Source organism: Alcanivorax sp. P2S70 (assembly GCF_000475295.1).
Taxonomy (GTDB): domain Bacteria; phylum Pseudomonadota; class Gammaproteobacteria; order Pseudomonadales; family Alcanivoracaceae; genus Alcanivorax; species Alcanivorax profundi.
Genome location: NZ_AXBZ01000003.1, coordinates 202,370 through 226,096, shown reverse-complemented (window position 1 = coordinate 226,096; position 23,727 = coordinate 202,370). Strand labels below are relative to the sequence as shown.

Below are 23,727 nucleotides of genomic sequence, written 5' to 3'. Positions count from 1 at the left end.
ATGTTGCGATAGCCGGGCGCCGGAATAAAGATGCCCACACGGGTAATCTTGTTAAAACTGGTATATTCATTTTATTGATCGTCATTGCCTGGGATTCGGAGAGCCAGATAACGTTGTGTGCGGTAAACACCGCTGCCGGAATAGTATGGGAGGCCATGTGGACCACAGTGTGAATGCACCATTACGGGACAATGTTCGTTTGCTGGGCGACCTGCTGGGTGAGTGCCTGCGACAGCAGGCGGGCGATGGCCTGTTCGACACCATTGAGCAGATCCGCCAGGCCTCTGTGGCCACGCGCAGTGAGAGTGGCGCACCGTTGACGTCCCTTCGGGACCTGCTCTCGCCACTGGATGATGACACCCTGCTGGAAGTGGCCCGAGCGTTTAGCCAGTTCCTCAATCTCAGCAACATTGCCGAGCAGCACCACCGTGAACGACTGCATCGTCAGCACCAGCGCTACCCGGGTGATCCGGGAGGTGACCAGGGGCTGCGTGATGTGCTGGAGCGCCTGACCCAGCAGCAGATCCCGGCCGAGACCCTTACCGATACCCTGCGAAGCTTGTCTGTGGAGCTGGTGCTCACGGCACACCCCACTGAAGTGACCCGTCGCACCCTGATCCGTAAATACGATCAAATCGCGGACCTGTTGGGCGAGCTGGATCGTGCAGATCTTAATGATGAAGAGCGCGCGACCCTGCGAGCACGCCTGCGCCGGGTGATTCTGGCGGCCTGGACAACGGATGAGATTCGCCGCGAAAAGCCGACCCCCGTGGATGAAGCCAAATGGGGCTTCGCCACCATTGAACAGTCTCTGTGGCAGGCGGTGCCAGACATGGTCCGCCAGCTTGAGCGTCAACTGATGGAGCAGGGGCTGCCGCAACCGCCGGCAGACTGGGCGCCGGTGAAACTGGCGTCGTGGATGGGAGGCGATCGCGACGGCAACCCCAATGTGACCGCGACGGTGACCCGTGAGGTGTTGTTGCTGGCCCGCTGGATGGCGGCTGATCTCTACTTGCGGGATATCGAAGAGCTGCTGGCGGATCTGTCCATGGAGATGGCCAGTGATGAGTTGCTGTCGGTGACGGGCCCGAGTCATGAGCCCTACCGTGTGTTGCTGCGCGACGTGCGTAGTCGCCTGAAGCTGACCCGTCGCCAGCTCGAGGCCCGCATTGAAAATCAGCCAGTAGCGGATGGCGATGGCTACACTCATCGTGAGCAGCTGCTGTCTCCGTTGCTGCTGATAGACCGTTCGCTGCGGGAAACCGGGCTGGCCGATATTGCCGATGGCGATCTGAAAAATACCCTGCGGCGCCTGAACTGTTTCGGCATTACCCTGCTGCGGCTGGATATCCGCCAGGAATCGACCCGCCACCGGGATGCGTTGGATGCGATTACCCGTTATCTGGAGTTGGGCCGTTACGGCGAGTGGGACGAGTCTCGTCGGCAGGCCTTTCTGGTCGAGGAGTTGCAGGCGCGCCGGCCGTTGGTGGATGCCGCGTTCCGCACTGCGGATGAGTGTACCCCGGAAGTGCGGGAAGTCCTCGATACCTGCCAGGTGATTGCCGAGCAGGGCAGTGAAGGGCTCGGTGCCTATGTGATTTCCATGGCCACCACGCCCTCGGATGTGCTGGCGGTCATGCTGTTGCAGAAGATCGCAGGCGTGCGTGAGCCCATGCGAGTGGTGCCGCTGTTCGAGACGCTGGATGATCTGGAAGGCGCGGAGGCTTCCATGCGCGCGCTGCTGGCCATGCCGTTCTACCGGGAGCGTGTGGCCAGTGGGCAGGAGGTCATGATCGGGTATTCCGATTCGGCCAAGGATGCCGGCTTTCTCGGCGCGGCCTGGGCACAGTACCGGGCCCAGGAAGCCCTGACTGCCTTGTTCGCCGAGCACCAGATTCCGCTCACCCTGTTCCATGGCCGTGGGGGCTCTATCTCCCGCGGTGGTTCCCCCACTCGCATGGCGTTGTTGTCCCAGCCGCCGGGATCGGTGGCTGGCCGTATCCGGGTGACCGAGCAGGGGGAAGTGATTCGTTTCAAGTACGGTCGTCCGGCGGTGGCGGTGTTCAATCTGTCCCAGTATGTGGCGGCCACCCTGGAGGCAACATTGTTGCCACCCCGCGCGCCCAAGCCACAATGGCGTGAACAGATGCAGATTCTTACCGACGTGTCGGTGACGGGGTATCGCTCAGTGGTCAAAGAGGAGCCGGAGCTGGTGCGATACCTGCGTACCGTTACCCCCGAAACCGAGCTGTCACGGCTGGCGCTGGGCAGCCGTCCGGCGCGTCGCAAGAAAGATGCGGGGATTGGTTCCTTGCGCGCCATTCCCTGGGTCTTTGCCTGGACCCAGATTCGGCTGATGCTGCCAGCCTGGCTGGGCACTGGTGCGGCACTGGAAGCGGCCAATGAGGATCCCGGGCAAAGTGCTCTGGTGCGGGAGATGGCAGAGCACTGGCCGTTTTTCCAGGGCGTGGTGGATATGCTGGAGATGGTGCTCGCCAAGGCCGACCTGAACGTGGCGGCCTGGTATGAGCAGCGTCTGGCTGGTGGAGATGCCGGGCTGGAGGCGCTGGGGCAATCCCTGCGGGAAAGACTGACCGGCGCGGTCGGGGCGCTGAGCGCCCTGACCGGGCGAGAAGATCTGCTGGATAATAATCCGGTGATGCGTTGGTCCATCCGGGTGCGTGATCCCTACACCGACCCGCTGCATTTGCTGCAGGCCGAACTCATGGCCCGTTTGCGGGAGCAGGACGGTGATGAAACCCTGGAAAGTGCCTTGATGGTCACCATTGCCGGTATTGCTGCCGGGTTGCGTAACACCGGGTAGTGGATCTGGCAAAGCCGGCCAGCAGCCTGCCCGGTGTTTGCTAGTCGCAGGCGTTCAGGGTGGGGGTTTTCATCATCAGACCGGCTTGCTGGTAGGCCTGCTGAAGGCGGCCTTCCTTTTCCAGAATCGATAGCCCGCGATCCAGCGCTTGTCGCAATTTTTCTGCCTCAGGCCACTGTTGCGAGATGGCAAAATGGCGGCTCCCCGGCAGGCATAGCATGCCGCCCGGCACGGGGGCGAGCCTGATGGCATCGACCGTCAAATGCTGGCGGTCGTGTTGCAGTGGGGGGGCCAATAACAGGTCTGCGCGACCATGGTTCACCCAACGGACCATAGTTTTCCAGTGATTGGCTTCCAGCAACTCGGCATGGGGTAATGTCTTAAGCAGCTGCCAGTCGGTGTCCCATTGGCTGGAACTGACGATCCGAAACTCTGACAACTGCTGGAGGCGGGTGAGGGGGGGGATGCCGGCCACCGGTTCGCGACCATACAGCTGTGCCAGATTGCTGCCGACGGGAAGCACGGCGCGGCTGGCTGTGAGTCCGGGTGTCGCTTCGATATCCTTCAGCCAGAGGCTGGTGGCCGCCGCGGGAAGTTTGCCGTGGGACAGCTCAAGCAAGGTCCGTTGGTAACTGTTGATGATTTCCCATTGCGGGGCGTGGGCATAACCGGCGGCGATCAGGGCCTGTTGAAACAGGGCCACCTCCACCACATCGCGCCGTAAACAGGGACCGCGATAATCAGAGATGGTGGCAAGCGTGCGTTTCCCCAGCCAGCATTCATAATCCCGGTAGACATCCGCAGGCACTGCAAGGGGCAGGGGTACCGGGTCTGCCGCCAGAGGGGCGCACAGCACCAGCAGCAGGAGCCAGCCGAGGCGCATCAGGACCGCTCCAGCCGGGCATGACTGCCATCACAGATTTCCCCGCGCTTGCTGTGCTTGCAACCGCAGAAGAATACGATCTGATTGCGGCGGGCAGTGAAGGTCACCGGGACAAAGTCGGTGCCCCGGTGGCTGCCATCACACCAGGGCTGGCTCTGGCTCAACCCGCAGGCACACCACTGCACGGTTTCCCCTTTTTTCACTTCCATGGGAAAGGGTAACCGCGCTGCAATCACCGCTTTTTTCATCCTTTATTCCCTCGTCATCCCTGGTGCACACACCCGGAAGGCCTGTTCTCACCCAACCGTGAACGCGGCCCCGATGCGTTGCGGCATTGCCATGGGCTTTCCGCGCAGCGATTCACTGTTAGTTGCCTTTCCCCTTGTCTTGGAAATGTCACGCTAATGTCACTGCGTTGCCACCGGGGTTGGTGACACTGGCCGAAACTGCCAGTGGAGTACGCCATGCTTGCGCAAGCCGCAGGAAAGATCAAAGCACTGAGCCCCCAACTCAAGGGAGCCCTGGTTAAACCGTTTGCCGCGACAGCGGATATTCTGCGTTTCCCCCGTGAGTTGAATGAGGCGGAAAACCAGAGCCGCTTTGTGGCCTACTTTACGCGCTCTCGCCGAGAAATTCTTAAAGTGCAGCGCATGCGCTACCGTATTTTCTCTCAGGAGTATGGGGCCAGTTTCAGTGCCCCGTTTGGTCTGGACCGGGACCGCTATGACAAGCATTGCCTGCATCTGGTGGTAAAAGATACCCGCAATGCTGAGATCGTTGGCTACACCCGGGTGCTGCCAGGGGACCGCCTGAACCGGACGGGCGGTTTTTACTCCAGCGGCGAATTTGATCTGTCCATGTTGCGGCATCTGGAGGGGCGCCTGGCCGAGATCGGCCGCACCTGTATTCATCCTGAGCATCGCAGCGGAGCCGTGATCACCGTGCTGTGGGCCCGGCTGGCCCAGTACATGATCGAGAATGATGTCCGTTACCTGCTCGGCTGTGCCAGTATCGCGCTGAGCGAAGGGTACAACGTGGCCGGGGTACAGCAGCGGATTAACGAGAAGCACCTGAGCGCTGGCCAGCACCGTGTGATTCCCCATTTACGGTTGCACAAATTGCCCGGTGACAGCACGGAAACCAATGCCAAAATGCCGCCGCTACTTAAAGCCTATATGCGCATGGGGGCGCAAATCTGTGGTGAGCCCTGCTGGGACCCGGATTTCAATTGTCTGGATTTCTTCGTGCTGATGGATGTGAACGATCTGCCCGCCCGTTACGTTCAGCATTTCATGCAGCCTGCCCAGGCCGTATAACGTGGTTAACGGATGCCCCGAATGAATGAAATGAGCGAGAGCGTCAGCGTTAATGCGCCTGCGCAAGGCCGCAGTTGGCCCCAACTTCGCCGTGTGTGGCGGGTGTTGCGCATCGTCGTTCATCTACTGTGGGGATTTGTGCTGGCGTTTGTGCTGGGCGCATTCTGGTGGCCTCAACGGCCCGCGGTACTGGCCGCCAAACAGCGTTGGTGTCAGCGTTTTGTGCGTATTCTCGGGGTGCGCCTCACGGTGACGGGTGAGCCGTTGGGGCGCCCGGTTTTCCTGGTCAGCAACCATGTCTCGTGGCTGGATATTCCGGTGATTGCCAGTCAGCGGCACCTGTACTTTTTGTCCAAGGCAGAAGTGGGCGACTGGCCGCTGATCGGTCATCTTGCCCGGGCCGTTGGCACCTTGTTTATCCAGCGCGGTAGTGGCGAGTCGGGTCGCAAGGCGGGTGAAATCGCCGGCCGGCTGCAGTTGGGGCATACCGTGTTGGTGTTCCCGGAAGGCACCACCACCGACGGCACCGGGCTGCGCCGTTTCTTTCCCCAGCTGTTTGACGCTCCGCTACAGGCAAAGGTGCCGGTGCAGCCGCTGGCGATTCGTTACCTGGATAGCATGGGCGCCCCGGACCGGGCCATGGCGTTCATTGGGGACGATGAATTCCATCATCATCTGTGGGCCATGCTGTTGCGACGGGAGATTCGCGTGCGGCTGCATTTCTGCGCGCCGTTGACGGAGCACGGAGACCGCAAGGCTCTGTGTGAGCAGGCGCGTGTTCGTATCGCGGAGCAATTGTCCCACTGACAAGAGGCTTCGCTTGCAGGCAGCTCCCACATTGGATTCTTGCCATTGCTGAGCAGGGAGCGGCCGTCCGTGCGCGATACTCCTTCATTCGCGGTGAAACCACCGTCCCCACAGTTCCGGTGCGAGCATGCTTGCAACTCGTGCCACCAATAGGCAGAGCTTTCACCGGTGTGCCGGTGTGAAGCTTGCGCGGAGTGTTTGTTGTAGTATTGGCGCATCGAAATTTCAGGAACGCCTCTCCCATGACCCGCGCCAGCGAACTCAAGAAATCCGACGTTATCGAAGTCAACGGCACCCTCTATGCCATTCGCCAGATCGAGGTGCAGTCCCCGTCTGCCCGTGGGGCTGCCACCCTGTACCGTGTGAAGGCCAGTGCAGTGGGGGGCGGGCCCAAGTTCGAAGAACGTTTCAAGGGTGATGAGGATGTGACCACGGTAGAGTTGTTGCGTCGTCCCGTGCAGTTTTCCTATGTGGATGGCGAAGATTACATCTTCATGGACAACGAGGACTTTTCCCAATACTTGCTCAAGCAGGATGACATCAGTGACGAGTTGGCCTTTATCACCGAAGACACGGAAGGGGTACTGGCCCTGAAGGTGGATGATGCGGTTATCGGGCTCGAATTGCCGGCGTCAGTGGTGCTGGAAGTCACCGAAACGGCCCCGGCCATGAAAGCGGCGTCAGCGTCGGCCCGGACCAAGCCGGCTACCCTCAACACTGGCCTGGTGGTGCAGGTGCCTGAGTACATTGTGGAAGGCGAAAAGGTGCGGGTGAATACCGCCGAACGCAAGTTCATGTCACGGGCCTGATGCGACGCGGCCACCGTTTTTTTCTTCTCTGTTTGCTGGCCTGGCTGTTGGCCGGTTGCCAACTGGGTTATTACCGCCAGGCGATCGGTGGGCATTGGTCATTGATGAGCCAGCGCGAGCCGGTGGACTCGGTGCTGGCGGACCCGGACACACCGCCGGCGGTGGCGCGCCAACTGCAATTCAGTCAACAGGTGGTGAACTGGGCGGGGAACCACCTGGATTTGCCGGCCGAGGATGTCTACCACCAGTATGTGTCGCTGGAGCAGGAGGCGGTGGTCTGGAATGTGCTGGCCGCGCCGGCCTGGTCACTGACCCCCAAAACCTGGTGTTACCCGCTGGTAGGGTGTGTCAGCTACCGGGGCTACTTTGACCGCGAGCGGGCAGACCGTGAGGCGGCGGCGCTCCAGGACGAAGGGTTTGATACCTGGGTAGGCGGTGCGATTGCCTATTCTACGCTGGGCTGGTTTGCTGACCCGCTGACCACCCCGATGATTCAGCGCTCCCGGCCCTCCCTGGCTGAGCTGCTGATTCATGAGCTGGTCCATCGCCGGATCTATATCAAGGGTGACACCCGCTTTAACGAATCTCTGGCCACCATGGTGGGGCGAGAGGGAGCGGTGCAATATTTTGCTTTCATAAAGGCGCCGCTGCCTGACGATTATTGGCCTCAACGGGATCGGGCAAAGGCGGCGTTTCTGGCCATTATCGGCGATGCCCGTGAGGCGCTGGACGAGCTGTATACCCGTGAGCGTGACAAACAGAAACTGGCCGCCGGAAAGGCCCGTATCCAGCAGCAGGCTCGGCAGCGCTTCGCGGCAGACCGTGAGCGCATTGAGGGCCTGAAAGGCTACCAGCGTTTTTTCGACGGGCCGTTGAACAATGCCCAGCTTAACGGTGTCAGTGATTACAATGCCTATGTGCCGGCCTTTGCCCGGCTGTTTTCGCAGTGCCAGCAGCAGTGGGACTGTTTCTGGCAGCAGGTGGATAACCTGGCTGACCTGAACCCGACACAACGCAAACAGGCCCTGGAGGGGCTGGCATGGAATTGATTCGTACACCCCAGCCTGAGCTGGCAGACCTGATCGAACGCACCCTGACGCGCAATGGTTTTGAGGTGGAGCGTCATGAAGCTGATGAGCAATGTGTGCTGGTGATCCCGGACCCCGGGCAGTACCCCCATGCCCGTCAGCTTACCGAAGAGTTGATCGCGGATCTCAAGCGGGGCCAGGGACGCCATCCGCTGGAGCCCCTGACCGGGCAGCCCCAGCCATTGCTGTCCGGCGGTTGGCTGGCCAGCATGGGCTGGGTGACCAAAACCGGTCTGGTGCTGTGCGTGGCCATTTTCCTGACCCCGTACCTGCTCGGCGAAGGGGTGTACCGTGCCCTGTTGTTCCCTTCGTCCCTGGAAGGGCTGGCCAGCCAGCCCTGGCGCCTGATTACCCCCATGCTGCTGCACTTTTCCATTCTGCATATCATTTTCAACCTGTTGTGGTGGGCAGATCTGGGGCGATTGATTGAGCGTCACCAGTCTTCGGCCCAGCTGTTACTGGTGACTCTGGTGACGGCAGGGATCTCCAATGTGGCGCAATTCCTTCACAGTGGGCCCCTGTTCGGCGGGCTGTCCGGAGTGGTGTATGGGTTGCTGGGTTACCTGTGGATTTACGGGCGCCTCAACCCGGGCGCCGGCTATGCCCTGCGCCGGGAAATCGTCCTGTTCATGCTGGTGTGGATGGTGATCTGCTTTGTGGGGCTGTCGTCTGTGGTGGCCAACGCCGCCCATTTGGCCGGGCTGGTCAGTGGCTGCCTGCTGGGTGGCATTTTTGGACTGATGGCGCGGGGCAAGGGGCACGGGGGCGTTTGAGTTAGCCCCGGTGGACTGCTATAAAGACAGCCAAAACAATTGGTCATATTAATGAAAGGATATCAGCGACCTATGCAGTGGCGCTTCCTCCCCGGGCTGGTCCCTTCACTCTTTTGCGTAGCGATACTTGCGCTACAGGGCTGCTCTCTGGCCCGAGTCGATGACAACCTGCCTTACGGGGTACTCAACAACAATGATCTGCAGCTGGTCGAGGACGGCCTGCCGACCTACCTGTTGATGGTCGATGGGCTGATCGAAAACTGGCCGGACAGCGAATCCTTGCTGGCCAGCGGTGCGGACCTTTATGGCGCCTATGCCGGCCTGTTTGTGGAAGATCCGACCCGTGCCCGCAAGCTGAGTAACAAGGCCCTGAATTATGCTTTCCGGGCGGCCTGTGCCCACGATGGGGATTATTGCGATCTGCGCAGCCTCAGCGTGCCGGAATACGAGGCCCTGTTGGCCGAGGCAGGCAAGGGCGATGTGCCTGTCCTGTTTACCCTGGGTGGAGCCTGGGCCGGCTATATCCAGCAGAATACCAGCGACTGGAACGCTGTCGCCGAACTGGGCCGTGTCGAAGCCACCATGAAGCGTGTGACCGAGCTGGAAGAAGGCTACCAGTACGGTCAGGCACACATGTACCTGGGCGTGCTTAACAGCATTCTGCCGGCCTCGCTGGGCGGCAAGCCTGAGGTGGCCAAAGCCCATTTCGAGCAGGCCATGAGCCTGTCGGAAGGCAAGAATCTGCTGGCGCCAGTGCTCTATGCTGAAAAGTATGCCCGCCTGGTATTCGACCGCGAATTGCATGACCGCCTTCTCAAGGCGGTGCTGGAGGCCGACCCGAACGTTCATGGCCTGACCCTGCAAAATACCTACGCGCAGGAGCAGGCCAAGGCCCTGCTTGCCGACGCCGATGACTATTTCTAGGAGTTAATTATGTTGCGTCTCGCGACTGTACTGGTGGCCTTGCTGCCGCTGGTGGCTAGCGCCGCCACCACGCTGAAGATTTCCACCCTGTACCCGGACGGCACGACTATCGTCACCGGTCTGAAAAATGCCGGCAAGGAGATTGCCGACAAGACTGAGGGCCGCGTGAAGCTCAAGATCTACCCCGGTGGGGTGATGGGCGATGACCGGGCAGTGGAGCGCAAGATCCGCATCGGCCAGCTGCATGGCATGATCGCCCAAGGCGGGGCCTTTGCCTCGGCCTACAAGGATAGCCAGATTCTCAACGTGCCACTGGCCTTCAACAATTACGATGAAGTGGATGCGGTGCGTGCGGAACTGGACACGGTGATCGAGCAGGGTCTGGAACAGGGCGGCTGGGTCAGCTTCGGTCTGGTGGATGGTGGCTTTGCCTACGTCATGTCGGAAAACCCGGTAAAAAGCCTGGATGACCTGCGTGACCAGAAACTGTGGCTGCCAGCCAATGATGAAGCATCTGCCAAGGCCTCCAAGGCCTTTGAATTGTCGCCGATCATGCTGAACATCGGTGCTGTGCTGACGTCCCTGCAGACCGGTGCCATCAATGCCTTCGCGGCGCCGCCAGTGGCAGCACTGACCTTGCAGTGGTACTCGCGGGTGAACTACGTGACCGATATGCCCTTACTGTACACCTTCGGCCTGTTGGGTATTCACGAAAAATACTTCAAGCGTATCAGCCCGGAAGATCAGAAAGTCGTGCGTGACGTGTTGGGTGCGACCTTCGATACGCTGGATACCGAAAGCCGCAAGGAAAATCTGAGCGCCTTCCAGGCCGTGCAACAACAGGGGCTTGAGGTGGTTCAACCAACAGAAGACCAGCGTGCTGAATGGAAAGACTACGCCGATCGTGCCACTGCCGAGTTGGTAGAAGAGGGCGAAGTCAGCCAAGACATGCTTGATCGCCTTAACGGAATTCTCGCCAAGCAGCGCGCAGGTCAGTAATGGCTGGGTTGCTACGCGGTTTGCACCGCTTTCTGCATCAACTCGAGGACGGCCTTATCGTGGCCGTCCTTTTGTTTATGATCCTGCTGGCGGTGGCGCAGATCATTCTGCGAAATTTCTTTGGCACCAGCCTGATCTGGATTGAACCACTACTACAAAATGCCGTGTTATGGATCGGCCTGTTGGGGGCGATGATTGCTTCCAGAAATGACGAGCATATTCGTATCGATGTGGCCTCCGCTCTTCTACCGGAAAAGTATCACCCCTTCCTGACCGTCGCTGTGGACCTGTTTACGGCGTTCATTTGCGTGCTGGTGGCCTGGTATAGCGTGGGGTTCGTGATCGAGGAATACGAGTATGCGACCCCCGCATTTGGCAGTGTCCCGAGCTGGCTGTTGCAGGCCATTATCCCCGTGGGTTTTTCCGTGATGGCGGTGCGTTATGTGGTGTTGTTTGCGCTGGGCCTGATCGGTAAGCGGCCGAAACTGCAGGAGCCGGTGGCATGATTACCGCAGCGATAATTTTGCTGGTGGTGCTGGCCCTGATGGGCGCGCCCCTGTACGCGATTATTCTGGGCGCGGCGGCTCTCGGGTTTTACACCCTGGAAATCGAGCTGGCCGTGCTTCATATCGATATCTACCAGCTCAGCAATTCCGTGGTGCTGATGGCGTTGCCATTGTTCACCTTTGCCGGTTTCCTGTTGAGTGAGTCGAAAACTGCCGACCGCATGCTCCGCCTGAGCCAGGCGGCCTTTGGCTGGATGCCCGGTGGTATGGCCTTTGTGTCATTGATTGCCTGTGCCTTCTTTACCGCCCTGACCGGCGGTTCCGGTGTCACCATCGTGGCTCTCGGCGCCTTGTTGTTGCCGGCGCTGGTGAAAGGTAATTATCCGGAAAAGTTCAGCCTTGGCCTGGTTACCTCATCAGGTAGTCTTGGCCTGTTGCTGGTGCCGTCGGTTCCGTTGTTGATCTACGGCATTATTGCCCAGCAGATGTCCCAGCAGCTGGATATGCCTTCGGTAGAAATTGTGGATCTGTACCTGGCGGGGCTGGTGCCTGCCCTGCTGATGATCGTGCTGTTGTATGGCTACTGCGTATGGGCAACCCGTGGCTCGGCCATGAATGGCAAGGCGGTGCCGCGTCAGCCGTTTGATTTTCGTGAGCTGGTGGATGCCCTGTGGGAAGCCCGCTGGGAGCTGCCGCTGCCGCTGGTGGTGTTGGGCGGTATTTTCTCGGGCTTCCTGGTGGTCAGTGAAGCCGCCGCGGTGACGGCCCTGTATGTGTTGGTGGCGGAGGTGTTCCTGTACAAGGAAATTTCGCTGCGTAAATTGCCGTCGATCATGCGTGATTCCATGATCATGGTAGGGGGTATTCTGCTGATTCTGGCGGTGGCCCTGGCCTTCACCGATTACCTGGTTTACGCCGGGGTGCCCGAGCAGCTGTTCACCCTGATTCAGACCCACGTGGAGAGCAAGATCACCTTCCTGATTCTGCTCAACATCCTGCTGCTGCTGCTGGGGGCGTTGCTGGATATCTTCGCGGCACTGGTGATCATGGTGCCGCTGATCCTGCCGGTGGCCCTGCGCTACGGCATCGATCCGGTGCATCTGGGTGTGATCTTTGTGGCCAACATGCAGATCGGTTACATCACTCCGCCGGTAGGCATGAACCTGTTCATCGCCAGCTATCGCTTCAAGAAGAAAGTCACCGAACTGTTCGCCTCCACGATTCCGTTCATGTTGGTACTGATCGTGGCGCTGTTGATGATTACCTATATCCCGCAGTTGAGTTTGTGGTTGGTTCGGTAAGGCAGTGAATAGTTAACAGTTAACAGTGAATAACGGCGCGTGAAACGCGTGGCAGAGACAGACAGTATCGAGGCCGCGCCCAGGCTTGGGCGCGGCCTCTTTCGTTTGCAGGAACGAGCAGCAAGTGTCGAAGGGCCAACCCCAAGGCCCGCAGACGGTAGGTTTTCCCTTTGCCTTTCGCAATGCGCTAACCCTCGCATCGCGGCCCCCTACTGCTCCAAAAGGTTTTCCAACGAAAGAGGCCGCGCCCAATGTCCGGGCGCGGCCTCTGTGGTTGCGGGACAGGCATGCCTCCCCCGCGCAGCTGTTAACTATTAACTGTTCACTGTTAACTGCTTTTATCAACCGACTGCTTATAAACAAAACTGGCCATTGCCCGCAGTGGCATCATGCGGATCCAGATGCTTTGCAGGGTAACGGACAGGCCGGGCAGGGCGTAACGCTTACCGGCATTGAGGGCCTTGTAGCCGGCAGCGGCCACCTCTTCCGGGGTGGCGATCTGCGCGGAGACGAATTGGGTGATGCCGCTGGACGACTTGTGTGCGCTTTGGGCGGTATCCAGGAAGGCCGTCTTGGTGGTGCTGGGGCAGAAGCAGGTGACCTGCACGCCATAGGGTTTGAGCTCTTCCTGCAGGGAGGCGCTGAGGTTGATCACGAATGCCTTGCTGGCGCTGTAGGCGGCAAAGAAAGGCATCGGGCAGAACCCGGCGAGGGAACCGATGTTCATGATCTTGCCCTGGCCGCGAGCCTTCATTTTGGCGCCTACCAGCATGCACAGTTTGCTGAGCAGAATATTGTTGAGGGTGAGCATGCGCTCCAGTTTCCGGGTGTCCTGCTCAACGTGCTCGCCCATCATGCCGAAGCCCACGTTGTTGACCAGCACGTCCAGGGTGATGTTTTCCTGGTCCAGCCATTGCACGATGCGCTCGGCGGCATCCGGTTGGGACAGGTCCATCTGCACGCCGTGGTAAACCACATCGTTGCGCTGGGCTTTCAGGTCGTTACCCAGCTGATCCAGTTCGTCCTGCAGCAGGCTGAAGACCACGATATTGTAGCCATCGTTGTTGAACAGCTTGCAGAATTCACGGCCAATGCCGCCGGCGCCGCCGGTGATCAGTACGGTTTTTGTCATTGTTGTGCTCCTGTCAGGCGGCGTCGCCGGGCTGGTCTTTCGGGCCCAGATCAAAGGGGCCAATAATCATGCTGCCAGAGTGTTTGCGGTGGTAAGCCTCGCGGGCTTTCCACACTTTTCCATACCGGTAGAACGGTACGGTGGGGTACAGGTGATGAACCAGGTGGTAGTTCTGGTACATCAGGATCGGGGTCAGCAACCATTCCTTGCCCATGCGCATCAGCGAGGTGGTATTCGGATCCACGTCCTGGCGGCCGGTATGCGGGTAGTGCGGCAGCACCATGAACACCAGACACATCAGGAAGAACGAGAAGTAGGACGGGATCAGCCACAGCATCAGGGTCACGTAGGGTTGCCAGATGAACAGGGCGGTCAGGGCAATGCCGGCGACAATCAGTTCACGGCGGATTTCGGACATGGCCACATTGGGCAGCTTTTCCGGATTGCGCATGAAGTTGATCAGGTAAATGAAGGGCCAGAAACCCCATAGTGGCATGGTCCACAGACTGCTGGCCATCCAGTGATCCGGATCTTTTTCCGGATCATTGGCAAAGCGGTGGTGGTGCATGTGCATGATGCGGAACAACTTGCCTTTACCAAACGGCACCGCCACAAAGGTGGCAATGGAGAGGATAAGGTCGTTGTGTTCTGATTTCTGCGCTGCGGCACGATGAATAGATTCGTGGGCAGGAGTGAACATGACATAGCCGGCGATGCTGTTGATCACCAGGCCGACCCAGGCAGGCCAGTAGCCCCCGATGACCATGATCCAGCTGCTGATGTTGGCCGCATGGGACAGCACCATCAGGGCAATGGTTGGCCAGGCAAACTTCGGCGATACCTTCAGTTTGGCCAGTGTCTTGAGTTCTTCTGCTTCGGTTGTTGTCGTCATTGGGCAGTCTCCTGCATGGTCCAGATACACAGTGTTTACTGAACGGGAAAGAAAGTTAAGCGCGGAAAATGCCAAAAAGGGGATAAATAGTGTCATCGGGGCGCCGTGGCCGGCCGCCCCGATGCAGGCGTCAGGCGGCGTTGGCCTTGTCGCTGTCCGGGCCGAGCCCGAAGGGGCCAATGATCATGCTGCCGGAGTTTTCCATGTGGTGGGCTTCCCGGGCCTTCCACACCTTGCCGTAACGGTAGAACGGCACGGTGGGATAGAGGTGATGGACCAAATGGTAGTTCTGGTACATCAGCACCGGGGTCTGCCACCACTCGCCGCCCATGCGCATCAGGGCAGTGGTGTTGGGGTCTTCATCCTGTCGGCCAGTATGGGGGTAGTGCGGCAGCACCATGAACACCAGGCACATCAGGAAGAAGGCAAAGTAGGTGGGGATCAGCCACAGGGTCAGCATGTAGAAGGGTTCCCAGGCAATCAGGGCGCCAAAGATAATCCCGGCCACGACGATCTCACGAACGATCTCGGACACCTTCACATTGGGCAGCATGGCCGGGTTGCGCAGGAACTTGTAGAGATAGAAATACGGCCACAGACCCCACAGCGGCATGGTCCACAGGCTGCTGGCCATCCAGTGATCCGGGTCGTTTTCCGGGTCGTTGGCAAAGCGATGGTGACGCATGTGCAGCAGGCGGAACAGTTTCCCCTTGCCGAAGGGCACGGCCACGAAGGTGGCGGCAGACAGCAGAAAGTCGTTGGTAGACGACTTCTGCGCTGCTGCCCGGTGGATGGCCTCGTGAGCCGGGGTAAAGAGGGCGTAGCCCGCAATGCTGTTGATGACCATGCCCAGCCACAGTGGCCAGATGTCGTTCATGACGAGTACCCAGCTCAGGGCGATGCTGATCAGGGACACGATCAGAATGGCAATCGTGGGCAAGGCCAGTGGCGGTGACACCTTCAGGCGGGCCAGTTCATTGTTGTTGTCGGCGTGACTCATTGCGCCAGTCTCCAATGGTGCTTTTTTTCAGTGTTGCCGGAATGGCGAACAGCGGTAAGCGCGGATGCTGACAAGGGGGGGATAGAAAATGACAGGGGCTGTAGAGACGTCGGTGTCGCTGCGATAAGCCAAACGTACCGCACAGCTCACCGAGACCACTGGGAAGAAGACAGTTTTAGCCTCTGTGAACTCTGCGGTAGCGAAGCTTTTGATTCCAGGTGGTTATCGCGCCGCCAAGGACGCTCCTACCGACAGGTTATTCCTGCCGGAATCGCCCTGGGCTGGTGCCGAACCAGCGCTGGAAGGCGCGGCGGAAGCTGGCCACGTCGGTGTAGCCCAGGTCTTCTGCCACTGCTGCGACGGTGTAGTGGGGCAGGCTCAGCAGCTGGGTGGCGCGGCGGCTGAGGGTCTGGTCACGCAGTTGCTGAAAACGGGTGTCTTCGTGCTTGAGCTTGCGGATCAGGGTGCGCGGGCTCATGTGCAAACGGTCTGCCACGGCATCGAGGCTGGCCTGGCCCTGGCTTTGGTGAAGCAGGGCAAGCACCTGATCCGTTACCGTGCCTTGCTTGCGCAGGGCTTCCTGGCGGGCTTCACACTGCTGAATGGCCAGCCACAGCAAGTCCCGGTCGTGGCTGGCTAATACCTCGTCGCCGTAGCGTGCAGGCAGGGACAGCGACACACCGGGGGCATCAAAGACCACTTCGGTCCCCCGGAAGATCTTTTTGTAGGATTCGGCCCAGGCCGGTGCCGGGTAGTTGAAGCTGGCGGTGCCATCCTCGATGGGTTTGCCTCGCAGGACCACATGACAGGCGTAGGCCGATCCCATGGCGGATTCGGTGAGGAAACGAATGGCATCATCCAGCGGATAAGCGAATTTCAGGTGCAGGGTGATGGTGTCGGGAGTTTCTTCCATTTCGGTGAGAAACACCCGGGTGCGGGTGTTGGTAAAACTGGCAAAGACCCGCATGGCATCGCGCAGGGTAGGGCTGGCCATGGCGGCCATCCCCATGGGGCCATGCATGGCAGGCAGGGCGCGCAGGCCGGTTTGCAGGGCCAGATCCGGCGCTTCACTCATGTGCTGCGCGTTTGCAATCAGCTGACAGGCACCGGGCCAGTCAATGAACCCATCGCTGGTCTGCAGGGTGTGGGCGTCGATCCCGGTGTTGGCCACCAGGGTATCCAGGCCATCCTGATCAAGCCCCAGGGTCTGGGCGATCATGCGGCAGTAGGCCAGAGCCAGGTCGGGTTTCATCGAACGGTTTCCTCGCTGGCAGGCGGTTCGGCGATGTAGCTGGCGACCATGCGGGTCAGCTCATCGGCCAGCTCGCTTTCGCGAATCATGCCGCCGTGCTGGCTGATGTAGCGCACCATGGTGAACAGCACGCTGTTGGTGACGATAAACACCCGCACCTCCAGGTTGTGGATGGGGTTGTCCCGATAATGGCGCAGGAAGTACATCCGGGCCAGATCCATGAAGTGTTGTTGCAGGACTTCCACCACCCGGTTGGTGGGCAGTCGATGCCAGTTGCGTACCAGTTCCAGGTACAGGCCGTCGCGGGAATGCAGCACCGCAAAGCCGAAGCGAATGGCACTGCTGACCATGGCATTGATGTCCACATTGTCGGTGATGGGCAGTCGTTTCAGACCGACCCCGATATCCTCGGCCAGACTCTCCATCAGGGCTTCGATCAACCCATCCTTGTCACCGAAATACTGATACAGCGAGCCCACGCTGACGCCGGCTACCTCGGCAATCCTGGCGGTGGTGGTGTTGTCCAGCCCCTGCTGCTGGATGACCTGGGCGGTCGCGTCGATCAAGGCGCGGACCATTTCCCGGGAGCGTTGTTGTTGGGGGCGTTTACGCATGGCGGAACCTGTATCGGCAAAATGCGAATTGAATGCGAATACATATTCGCATTAGGGTGACAGCTATTGCAAGCACACCCAGGAGGTTGTGATGACCGCTCAGGCACACATTCAGCCCGCGCCCCGCCGGGCTCGCCCATTTGAGAAGACCCAGCAAGCCACGCCAGTGTTGCTGCGTACCCTGTTGGGCCGTGATCTGGCGCCGAGTCGCGCAGAATTTGATGAGGTGATCGCCGCCCTGTGGGAAGGTGATCAGCCCATGGACGAGCTGGTGGACTGGATGGTGGCATTCGGCCCACGTGAGGCCCGTGCGCTGTTCGAAAAGGCCGTCAATGAGGGGCTGAACGCGGTGCCGGATTGCCCGGAACCATTGCGTTTGTTCATCAAACGGCTGGAAAAACGCCCGGCCTGGGTGGACTTCGAGCTGATCGAGGACGGTGCCCGCTTTATTCACTCCACTGGCATGACAGCGCCGTACGTGTTGCGGGATCTGGCGTTGATGGGGGGCTATTTGCTGTCCGGTTTCAACCAGTCCCTGGTGTTGACCGGCGCCCTCAACAAGGGCGCGTCCCGTCGAGTGGCCGAGACCGGAAAATGGTGGATCGACTGCACGGAGGTGGGCGGGCTGGAGCGTTTCGGGGCAGGCTTCAAGAGCACCTTGCATGTGCGCATGGTGCATTCGCTGGTGCGCCGCAACCTGGCCTCCCGGGACGAGTGGGATGAGAGCCAGTGGGGCAAGCCGCTCAGTCAGGTAGATATGGTGGCGACCTATCTGGGGTTCTGCGTGGTGATGCTGGGTGGCCTGCGCAAGATGGGCGTGCCGGTAACGCCCCGTGAGTCCCGTGGCGTGATGCAGTTGTGGAAATACGCCGGCTGGTTGATGGGCGTGGATGAGCGTTGGCTGGTCGACAGCGAGCGCGACGGGATTGTGCTGCTGCACCACACCCTGATGACCCAGAGCCAGCCGGACTGGACCAGCCGTGAGCTGGGCATGGCGTTGGCGCAAGAGCCTCTGGAGCGAAAGTTCGGCCGTTTTGAATCCCTGCAGCGCAAGCTTGCCTACAACAAGCATCTGAGTGTCAGCCGCTTTTTTCTGGACAAGCAAAAGATGGCGCAACTGGGCCTGCCGGAGGATGTGTCGTCCTGGTACCCCTTGCTCACGCTGGGGCCGCGGTTTGCCTTGCATGCCGGTCAGCGCTATTTACCTGGGTTGCGTCAGCGACAGCAGCGTACGGGCCGCAAGGCTCAATTGCAGGTGCTGGCCCAGATGTTCGGGGAATCCGAGCAAGACCTGATTCGCCCGGATGCTTCGCACCCGGGGCATGTCTGAAAGCGATAAAGCAGGAAATGAGTGTGACTGAATCTGCGATCAAGACGGTATTGATTACCGGGGCGTCGTCCGGCATCGGCTACGCCACCGCCAAACTGTTTCAGGCCAACGGCTGGAATGTGGCAGCTACCATGCGAGACCCGTCCCAGGCGGATGAGCTGGCGGCACTGCCGGGGGTGATGTGTACCCGTCTGGATGTCACTGACCGTGACAGCATTCACGCCGCTGTAGCAGCCGTTATCCAGCGTTTCGGGGCGATTGACGTGCTGGTGAACAATGCCGGCTATGGGTTGATGGGCGCGTTTGAAACCCTGGATGAAGAACAGATTAAACGGCAGTTCGAGACCAATGTGTTCGGACTGATGGAGACCTGTCGGGCCGTGCTGCCCCACTTTCGCGAGCGGCAAAGCGGTGTACTCGTGAACGTGGCCAGCATGGTCGGGCGGGTACCACTGCCGCTGTACAGTGTGTATAACGCCAGCAAGTGGGCGGTGGAAGGGTTCACCGAAGGGCTGGTGTACGAACTCTGTCCGCTGGGCATTGGCATCAAGATCATTGAGCCGGGGGCGGTGAATACGGCCTTCTTCGGGCGTTCCGCCGACCGCGAAAATCGCACCGGGGTGTCCACCTACGAGACTTATTCCAAAGACCAGTTTGGGGTGATGGACAAGACCGGGCCAGGGGGCTCGACGCCTGAAGAGGCTGCGGACGTCATCTACAAGGCCTCCACCGATGGCAGCCAGCGCCTGCGCTACAGTGTCGGCAGCGATGCCCGCATGCTGTTGCTGGCCCGCCGGTTGCTGCCAGAGACCCTGTTCCGTGCCATGATCCGCATGAGTCTTACCGAAAAAGCGTTCAACAGCGTGGGGCGCTTGTTGTACAAGCCCTGAGCATTACAGAAAAAGGGTTCTTCGCGGATTCGAGGGAATCGTCCACAGAAGAGCCCCTTCCGTAGGAGCGTCGCTCGCGGCGCGATAACCCACGTCGTTAAAGACTGATTTCCCATAGAGGGCACAGGGTTCACAGAGGAAAACCGTCCTCCCCAGTGAGCCCTGTGCCCTCTGTGATGAAAATGCTTTTGATCCTGGTTTGGTATCGCGTCGCCACCGAGCGTAGCGAAGGAACGACCGCAGGGCGGCCCGAAGGGTGAGCGGAGCAAATAACCGACGCTCCTGCGGCAAGTGGGGGGTAAATCGGGCCTTTCACGGAAATCCGCGATGTACCCTAAAAATTGCCCGTGTCGCGACACAAAAAAAGGGCCGTCGGGGGGACGGCCTTAAGGGGGGAAGTGTGGGGCCAATCCGTGACCCCGGGTGTTCAGAATGAGCGCAAATGGTGTTGGGTAGGCCGCGCATTCTGCGCTGCCGATGGAATCATTCTAGTGGCACGGGGAGGCCGAACCCATGGCACCGGTTTGGCGGGTTTGATCAGATTTTTTGATGAATGTTCGGTTTATTTACTGAAAATTGCCCAATGATTTGCGCATAAGGTGGCGTTTCAGATTGACGCCACCCCGATCTGCTTGCTCCTCCCCTTCACTGTCGAAACCCATGAAGCGAAAGAATTCCAGTGCGGTCAGGCTGGCGTGGGTGGTCAGGCTGGGGATGCCTTCGACCCGGGCGCTGTCTTCCAGATGCTGGTAGAGCAGGGTAGCAATACCCACCCGGGCGGAGTCCGGGTGCACGTAAACCATATTGATGTTGTCGGCAATGCGCTGGGCAAACCCCACCAGTTCATCATCCCACTGCGCCACCACGGTTTCCCCTTCACTCAGCAATGAGATCAGGCTGTCGTAGTTCTGGCCACGACTCCAGGCATCACGTTGCTGCTGATCGTATTCGCCAGCACTGCCCACTTGTATGGCATCGCGGAAGACGCCGAGCAGACGGTTCAGGTCGGCCACTTCCAGCGGCCGGATCTGGAACGGCAGAAAAGGGGCCATCGGGTCGGCAGGCGGAGGGGCTGGCACCTCAGATTGCGGCGTTTCCACGGGGGGGGGCATCGTCTTCGGGGCGGGGTGCCTGCTGAGGCGTCGCGTCTTTTGCCGGGCCCTGAAACAGGCGGCGTAACCATTGCAGCATCAGCGTGGTGTCCCGTGTTGTTGTGATTCTTGTGAGGGCTGCTTCATGGCATCGATCTGGGCTTTCAGTGCTTCCAGGTAAGCATCTTGCTGCTCAAGCAGTTCCTGGGTGGTTTCCTTCTGCTGCAGAAGGTCTTGCTCCCTGGCTCCCAGTTCTTGTTGTTCACGCAGGCGTGCATCGCGCTGCTCGGCGGTGAGCAGGTCGCTGTCGTCAAACGATTGCGCCGCCGCTGGCAGTGCCAGGGCGCAACAGAAGATCAGGAGTACAGAGCGCACGGAGTTCCCCAAAACTCGTTGTGAAGCAGAGTCAGCATAGCAAAAACCGGGCTCGGAAGGGAAAGCCCGGTGGTGATTGCGGGAGCGGGGCAGGCCACGGTGGCCCGACATCGCGGTGGAACTCCGCTCCCACAGCAGAGGGTCGGGTTATCCCTTCATCATCTGACGCAGCACATAGTGCAAAATGCCGCCGTGTTTGTAGTACTCCACTTCCGCGGCGGTATCGAGACGGGAGAGCGCCTCCACGGTTTGTTCCTTGCCATCACGGCGGAACACCACCTTTACAGTTTCCCCTGCTTTCAGGCCGTTGCCCAACTCCGGAATATCGACGATTTCACTGCCGTCCAGGTTCAGGGTCTTGCGGTCGGTGCCTTCCGGGAACTGCAGTGGCAACACCCCCATGCCGATCAGGTTGGAGCGGTGAATACGCTCGAAGCTTTCGGCAATCACCGCTTTCACCCCGAGCAGGTTGGTGCCCTTGGCCGCCCAGTCGCGGCTGGAGCCGGTGCCGTATTCCTTGCCGGCGACCACCACGGTGGGAACGCCATCCTTCTGGTAACGCATGGCGGCACCGTAGATGGAAATTTCCTCGCCCTGGGGCAGGTGTTTGGTAAAGCCGCCTTCGATATCCGGGGTCATCTCGTTGCGGATACGGATATTGGCGAAGGTGCCGCGCATCATCACTTCGTGATTCCCCCGGCGCGAACCGTAGGAGTTGAAGTCGATGGGTTCCACATCGTGGCCCTGCAGATAATGGCCAGCGGGGGAATCGGCCTTGATGGCGCCGGCAGGAGAGATGTGGTCGGTGGTAATGGAATCGCCAAGCAAGGCGAGAATCCGGGCGTCTTTCACCGGGGTCACATCATCGATTTCGGCGGTAAGCCCGTCAAAGAAAGGCGGGTTCTGGATATAGGTGGATTGGCTGTCCCAGTCATAGGTCTGGGAATCCGGGATTGGCAGGCTCTGCCAGGTCTCGTCACCGTCAAAGACACTGGCGTACTGGCTGCGGAACATGTCGTTGTTGATCTTGACCAGCTCTGCCTGAATCTCATCGGAGCTGGGCCAGATGTCCTTCAGGTAGACCGGGTTGCCATCGTTATCCTTGCCAATAGGGTCTTTGTCCAAATCGATTTTCACGGTGCCGGCCAGGGCGTAGGCCACCACCAGCGGCGGTGAGGCCAGCCAGTTGGTGCGCACGCTCTGGTGGACCCGGCCTTCGAAGTTACGGTTGCCGGACAGCACTGAGGCCACCACCAGATCGCCGTCGGCAATGGCTTTGTCGATGGCGTCCGGCAGGGGGCCGGAGTTGCCGATGCAGGTGGTGCAGCCGTAGCCGACCAGGTCGAAACCGATGTCGTTAAGGGGTTTCTGCAGGCCGGTGACGTCCAGATAGTCGGTCACCACCTTGGAGCCGGGGGCCAGTGAGGTCTTCACCCAGGGCTTGCGGTTGAGGCCTTTTTCGGCGGCTTTTTTTGCCACTAGACCGGCCGCCAGCATGACGCTGGGGTTGGAGGTGTTAGTGCAGGAGGTAATAGCTGCAATCACCACATCGCCGTGGCTGAGGTGGTGTTTCTGGCCGTCGATGGTGACGGGAACGTCACCACCGCTGGGCTCGTGGTTGCCCACGGCGGTCTGACCGCCTTCCCCTTCCAGCTTGCTGATTTCATCGTCGTTGAGCTTGAGGGTCTCGGTCACTACGTCAATGAAGGTGCGTTTGACGGCCGTGAGGGGAACCCGGTCCTGGGGGCGTTTCGGGCCGGCCAGGCTGGGCACCACATCCCCCAGATCCAGTTCCAGAACATCGGTAAATTCCGGGTCCGGATCGTCGCTGGAGCGCCACAGCCCTTGCGCCTTGCAGTAGGCCTCGACCAACGCGATGGTGTCGGGGTCGCGGCCGGACAGTTCCATGTATTCGGTGGTGCGCTCGTCGATGGGGAAGAAACCACAGGTGGCGCCATACTCGGGGGCCATGTTGGCGATGGTGGCGCGGTCGGCCAGGGTCAGGTCGGCGAGGCCGTCACCAAAGAATTCCACAAACTTGCCGACTACCCCGCGGCGGCGCAGCATCTCGGTGACCGTGAGTACCAGATCGGTGGCGGTGATGCCCTCGCGCAGCTTGCCGCTGATCTTGAAGCCGATGACCTCGGGGATCAGCATGGCGATGGGCTGGCCGAGCATGGCGGCTTCGGCCTCGATACCGCCCACACCCCAGCCCAATACGCCGAGGCCGTTGATCATGGTGGTATGGGAGTCGGTGCCCACCAGGGTATCCGGGTAGGCATAGGTGTTGCCATCCTGGGCCGGCTCGGACCAGACACCCTTGGCCAGGTATTCCAAGTTGACCTGGTGGCAGATGCCGGTGCCCGGTGGCACCACCCGGAAATTATTGAAGGCTTTCTGGCCCCAGCGCAGGAACTGATAACGTTCACGGTTGCGCTGGTACTCGATATCCACATTTTCAGCAAAGGCCTGCGGGTTGCCGAATTTGTCCACCATGACCGAGTGATCGATGACCAGATCCACCGGTGACAGGGGGTTGATGCGGGTGGGATCGCCACCGGCCTTGCTGATGGCATCGCGCATGGCGGCAAGATCGACTACACCGGGGACGCCGGTGAAGTCCTGCATCAGGACCCGGGCCGGGCGGTAGTTGATTTCGTTGTCGGAACGCTTGTTGTCCAGCCAGCGCACGACCGCTTCCACGTCATTCACGGTGACGCTCTCGCCATCTTCATAGCGCAGCAGGTTTTCCAGTAGCACTTTGAGCGAGAAGGGAAGCTTGCTGAGATCACCCCAGCCCTTGTCGGCGACCGCGTTGAGGTCGAAATAATGGTAGGTCTTGCCGTTGGCTGTCAGCGATGACTTGCTGTTCAGGGTGTCCTGGCCAATCCGTGTCACTGCACACCTCCTGGGTCGAGAAT

22 protein-coding genes are annotated in these 23,727 nt (G+C 59.9%); 12 read left to right on the top strand and 10 right to left on the bottom strand.

Annotated features, from left to right (window positions below):
* Nucleotides 1-157: 157 nt before the first annotated feature.
* Nucleotides 158-2,824, top strand: coding sequence for a phosphoenolpyruvate carboxylase (gene ppc / locus Q672_RS19255; protein ID WP_152521809.1), 2,667 nt, complete (start codon nt 158-160; stop codon nt 2,822-2,824).
* Between the two features lie 40 nt (nt 2,825-2,864).
* Here the strand turns inward: ppc and Q672_RS19250 are convergent, their stop codons facing one another.
* Entirely contained in the window at nt 2,865-3,707 is an 843-nt protein-coding gene (locus Q672_RS19250; protein ID WP_022984039.1) for a hypothetical protein, read from the bottom strand.
* Complete coding sequence (locus Q672_RS19245; protein ID WP_022984038.1) at nt 3,707-3,955, bottom strand: CDGSH iron-sulfur domain-containing protein; 249 nt, start codon at nt 3,953-3,955, stop codon at nt 3,707-3,709. Before Q672_RS19245 ends, Q672_RS19250 begins: the two co-directional genes overlap by 1 nt.
* 216 nt (nt 3,956-4,171) lie before the next feature.
* Here Q672_RS19245 and Q672_RS19240 point away from each other — a divergent pair, with 216 nt between their 5' ends.
* From Q672_RS19240 to Q672_RS19200, 9 genes are all read left to right on the top strand, one after another.
* The gene (locus tag Q672_RS19240) at nt 4,172-5,023 is read left to right on the top strand and encodes a GNAT family N-acetyltransferase (protein WP_022984037.1); all 852 of its coding nucleotides are present in this window, start codon (nt 4,172-4,174) and stop codon (nt 5,021-5,023) included.
* A gap of 21 nt (nt 5,024-5,044) precedes the next feature.
* Nucleotides 5,045-5,830, top strand: coding sequence for a lysophospholipid acyltransferase family protein (locus tag Q672_RS19235; protein WP_022984036.1), 786 nt, complete (start codon nt 5,045-5,047; stop codon nt 5,828-5,830).
* A 242-nt stretch (nt 5,831-6,072) separates the two neighbouring features.
* Nucleotides 6,073-6,639, top strand: a complete 567-nt coding sequence (gene efpL, locus Q672_RS19230) for an elongation factor P-like protein EfpL (RefSeq protein WP_022984035.1) — start codon at nt 6,073-6,075, stop codon at nt 6,637-6,639.
* Complete coding sequence (locus tag Q672_RS19225; protein ID WP_022984034.1) at nt 6,639-7,688, top strand: aminopeptidase; 1,050 nt, start codon at nt 6,639-6,641, stop codon at nt 7,686-7,688. The genes efpL and Q672_RS19225 overlap by 1 nt, the downstream gene beginning before the upstream one ends.
* Nucleotides 7,679-8,500: a rhomboid family intramembrane serine protease gene (locus Q672_RS19220; protein ID WP_022984033.1), complete on the top strand. Its 822-nt coding sequence runs from the start codon at nt 7,679-7,681 to the stop codon at nt 8,498-8,500. The genes Q672_RS19225 and Q672_RS19220 overlap by 10 nt, the downstream gene beginning before the upstream one ends.
* 72 nt (nt 8,501-8,572) lie before the next feature.
* Entirely contained in the window at nt 8,573-9,424 is an 852-nt protein-coding gene (locus tag Q672_RS19215; RefSeq protein ID WP_022984032.1) for a TRAP transporter TatT component family protein, read from the top strand.
* A 9-nt stretch (nt 9,425-9,433) separates the two neighbouring features.
* Nucleotides 9,434-10,423 carry a TRAP transporter substrate-binding protein gene (locus Q672_RS19210; RefSeq protein ID WP_022984031.1) on the top strand — a complete coding sequence of 330 codons (990 nt, stop codon included), beginning with the start codon at nt 9,434-9,436 and terminating at the stop codon, nt 10,421-10,423.
* Nucleotides 10,423-10,929, top strand: coding sequence for a TRAP transporter small permease (locus Q672_RS19205; RefSeq protein ID WP_022984030.1), 507 nt, complete (start codon nt 10,423-10,425; stop codon nt 10,927-10,929). Before Q672_RS19210 ends, Q672_RS19205 begins: the two co-directional genes overlap by 1 nt.
* Nucleotides 10,926-12,230, top strand: a complete 1,305-nt coding sequence (locus tag Q672_RS19200) for a TRAP transporter large permease (protein WP_022984029.1) — start codon at nt 10,926-10,928, stop codon at nt 12,228-12,230. Before Q672_RS19205 ends, Q672_RS19200 begins: the two co-directional genes overlap by 4 nt.
* A gap of 328 nt (nt 12,231-12,558) precedes the next feature.
* Here Q672_RS19200 and Q672_RS19195 read toward each other — a convergent pair whose 3' ends face one another.
* From Q672_RS19195 to Q672_RS19175, 5 genes are all read right to left on the bottom strand, one after another.
* The gene (locus Q672_RS19195) at nt 12,559-13,362 is read right to left on the bottom strand and encodes an SDR family NAD(P)-dependent oxidoreductase (protein ID WP_022984028.1); all 804 of its coding nucleotides are present in this window, start codon (nt 13,360-13,362) and stop codon (nt 12,559-12,561) included.
* Between the two features lie 13 nt (nt 13,363-13,375).
* The gene (locus Q672_RS19190; RefSeq protein WP_022984027.1) at nt 13,376-14,254 is read right to left on the bottom strand and encodes a fatty acid desaturase; all 879 of its coding nucleotides are present in this window, start codon (nt 14,252-14,254) and stop codon (nt 13,376-13,378) included.
* A 130-nt stretch (nt 14,255-14,384) separates the two neighbouring features.
* Entirely contained in the window at nt 14,385-15,254 is an 870-nt protein-coding gene (locus tag Q672_RS19185; RefSeq protein ID WP_022984026.1) for a fatty acid desaturase, read from the bottom strand.
* Between the two features lie 256 nt (nt 15,255-15,510).
* The gene (locus Q672_RS19180) at nt 15,511-16,506 is read right to left on the bottom strand and encodes an AraC family transcriptional regulator (RefSeq protein ID WP_022984025.1); all 996 of its coding nucleotides are present in this window, start codon (nt 16,504-16,506) and stop codon (nt 15,511-15,513) included.
* The gene (locus tag Q672_RS19175) at nt 16,503-17,120 is read right to left on the bottom strand and encodes a TetR/AcrR family transcriptional regulator (protein ID WP_031225842.1); all 618 of its coding nucleotides are present in this window, start codon (nt 17,118-17,120) and stop codon (nt 16,503-16,505) included. Before Q672_RS19175 ends, Q672_RS19180 begins: the two co-directional genes overlap by 4 nt.
* 91 nt (nt 17,121-17,211) lie before the next feature.
* Between Q672_RS19175 and Q672_RS19170 the strand changes: the two genes are divergently transcribed.
* On the top strand, nt 17,212-18,450 hold the full coding sequence (locus Q672_RS19170) for an oxygenase MpaB family protein (protein ID WP_022984023.1): 1,239 nt from the start codon (nt 17,212-17,214) through the stop codon (nt 18,448-18,450).
* A 23-nt stretch (nt 18,451-18,473) separates the two neighbouring features.
* Nucleotides 18,474-19,340: an SDR family oxidoreductase gene (locus Q672_RS19165; RefSeq protein WP_233552481.1), complete on the top strand. Its 867-nt coding sequence runs from the start codon at nt 18,474-18,476 to the stop codon at nt 19,338-19,340.
* Between the two features lie 566 nt (nt 19,341-19,906).
* Here Q672_RS19165 and Q672_RS19160 read toward each other — a convergent pair.
* The 3 genes from Q672_RS19160 to acnA all read right to left on the bottom strand — a co-directional run bounded on the left by Q672_RS19160 (nt 19,907) and on the right by acnA (nt 23,704).
* Entirely contained in the window at nt 19,907-20,392 is a 486-nt protein-coding gene (locus tag Q672_RS19160; RefSeq protein ID WP_035481608.1) for a GNAT family N-acetyltransferase, read from the bottom strand.
* Nucleotides 20,393-20,530: 138 nt separating this feature from the next.
* Nucleotides 20,531-20,806, bottom strand: coding sequence for a hypothetical protein (locus Q672_RS19155; RefSeq protein WP_022984020.1), 276 nt, complete (start codon nt 20,804-20,806; stop codon nt 20,531-20,533).
* A 147-nt stretch (nt 20,807-20,953) separates the two neighbouring features.
* Complete coding sequence (gene acnA, locus Q672_RS19150) at nt 20,954-23,704, bottom strand: aconitate hydratase AcnA (protein ID WP_022984019.1); 2,751 nt, start codon at nt 23,702-23,704, stop codon at nt 20,954-20,956.
* Nucleotides 23,705-23,727: the final 23 nt, after the last annotated feature.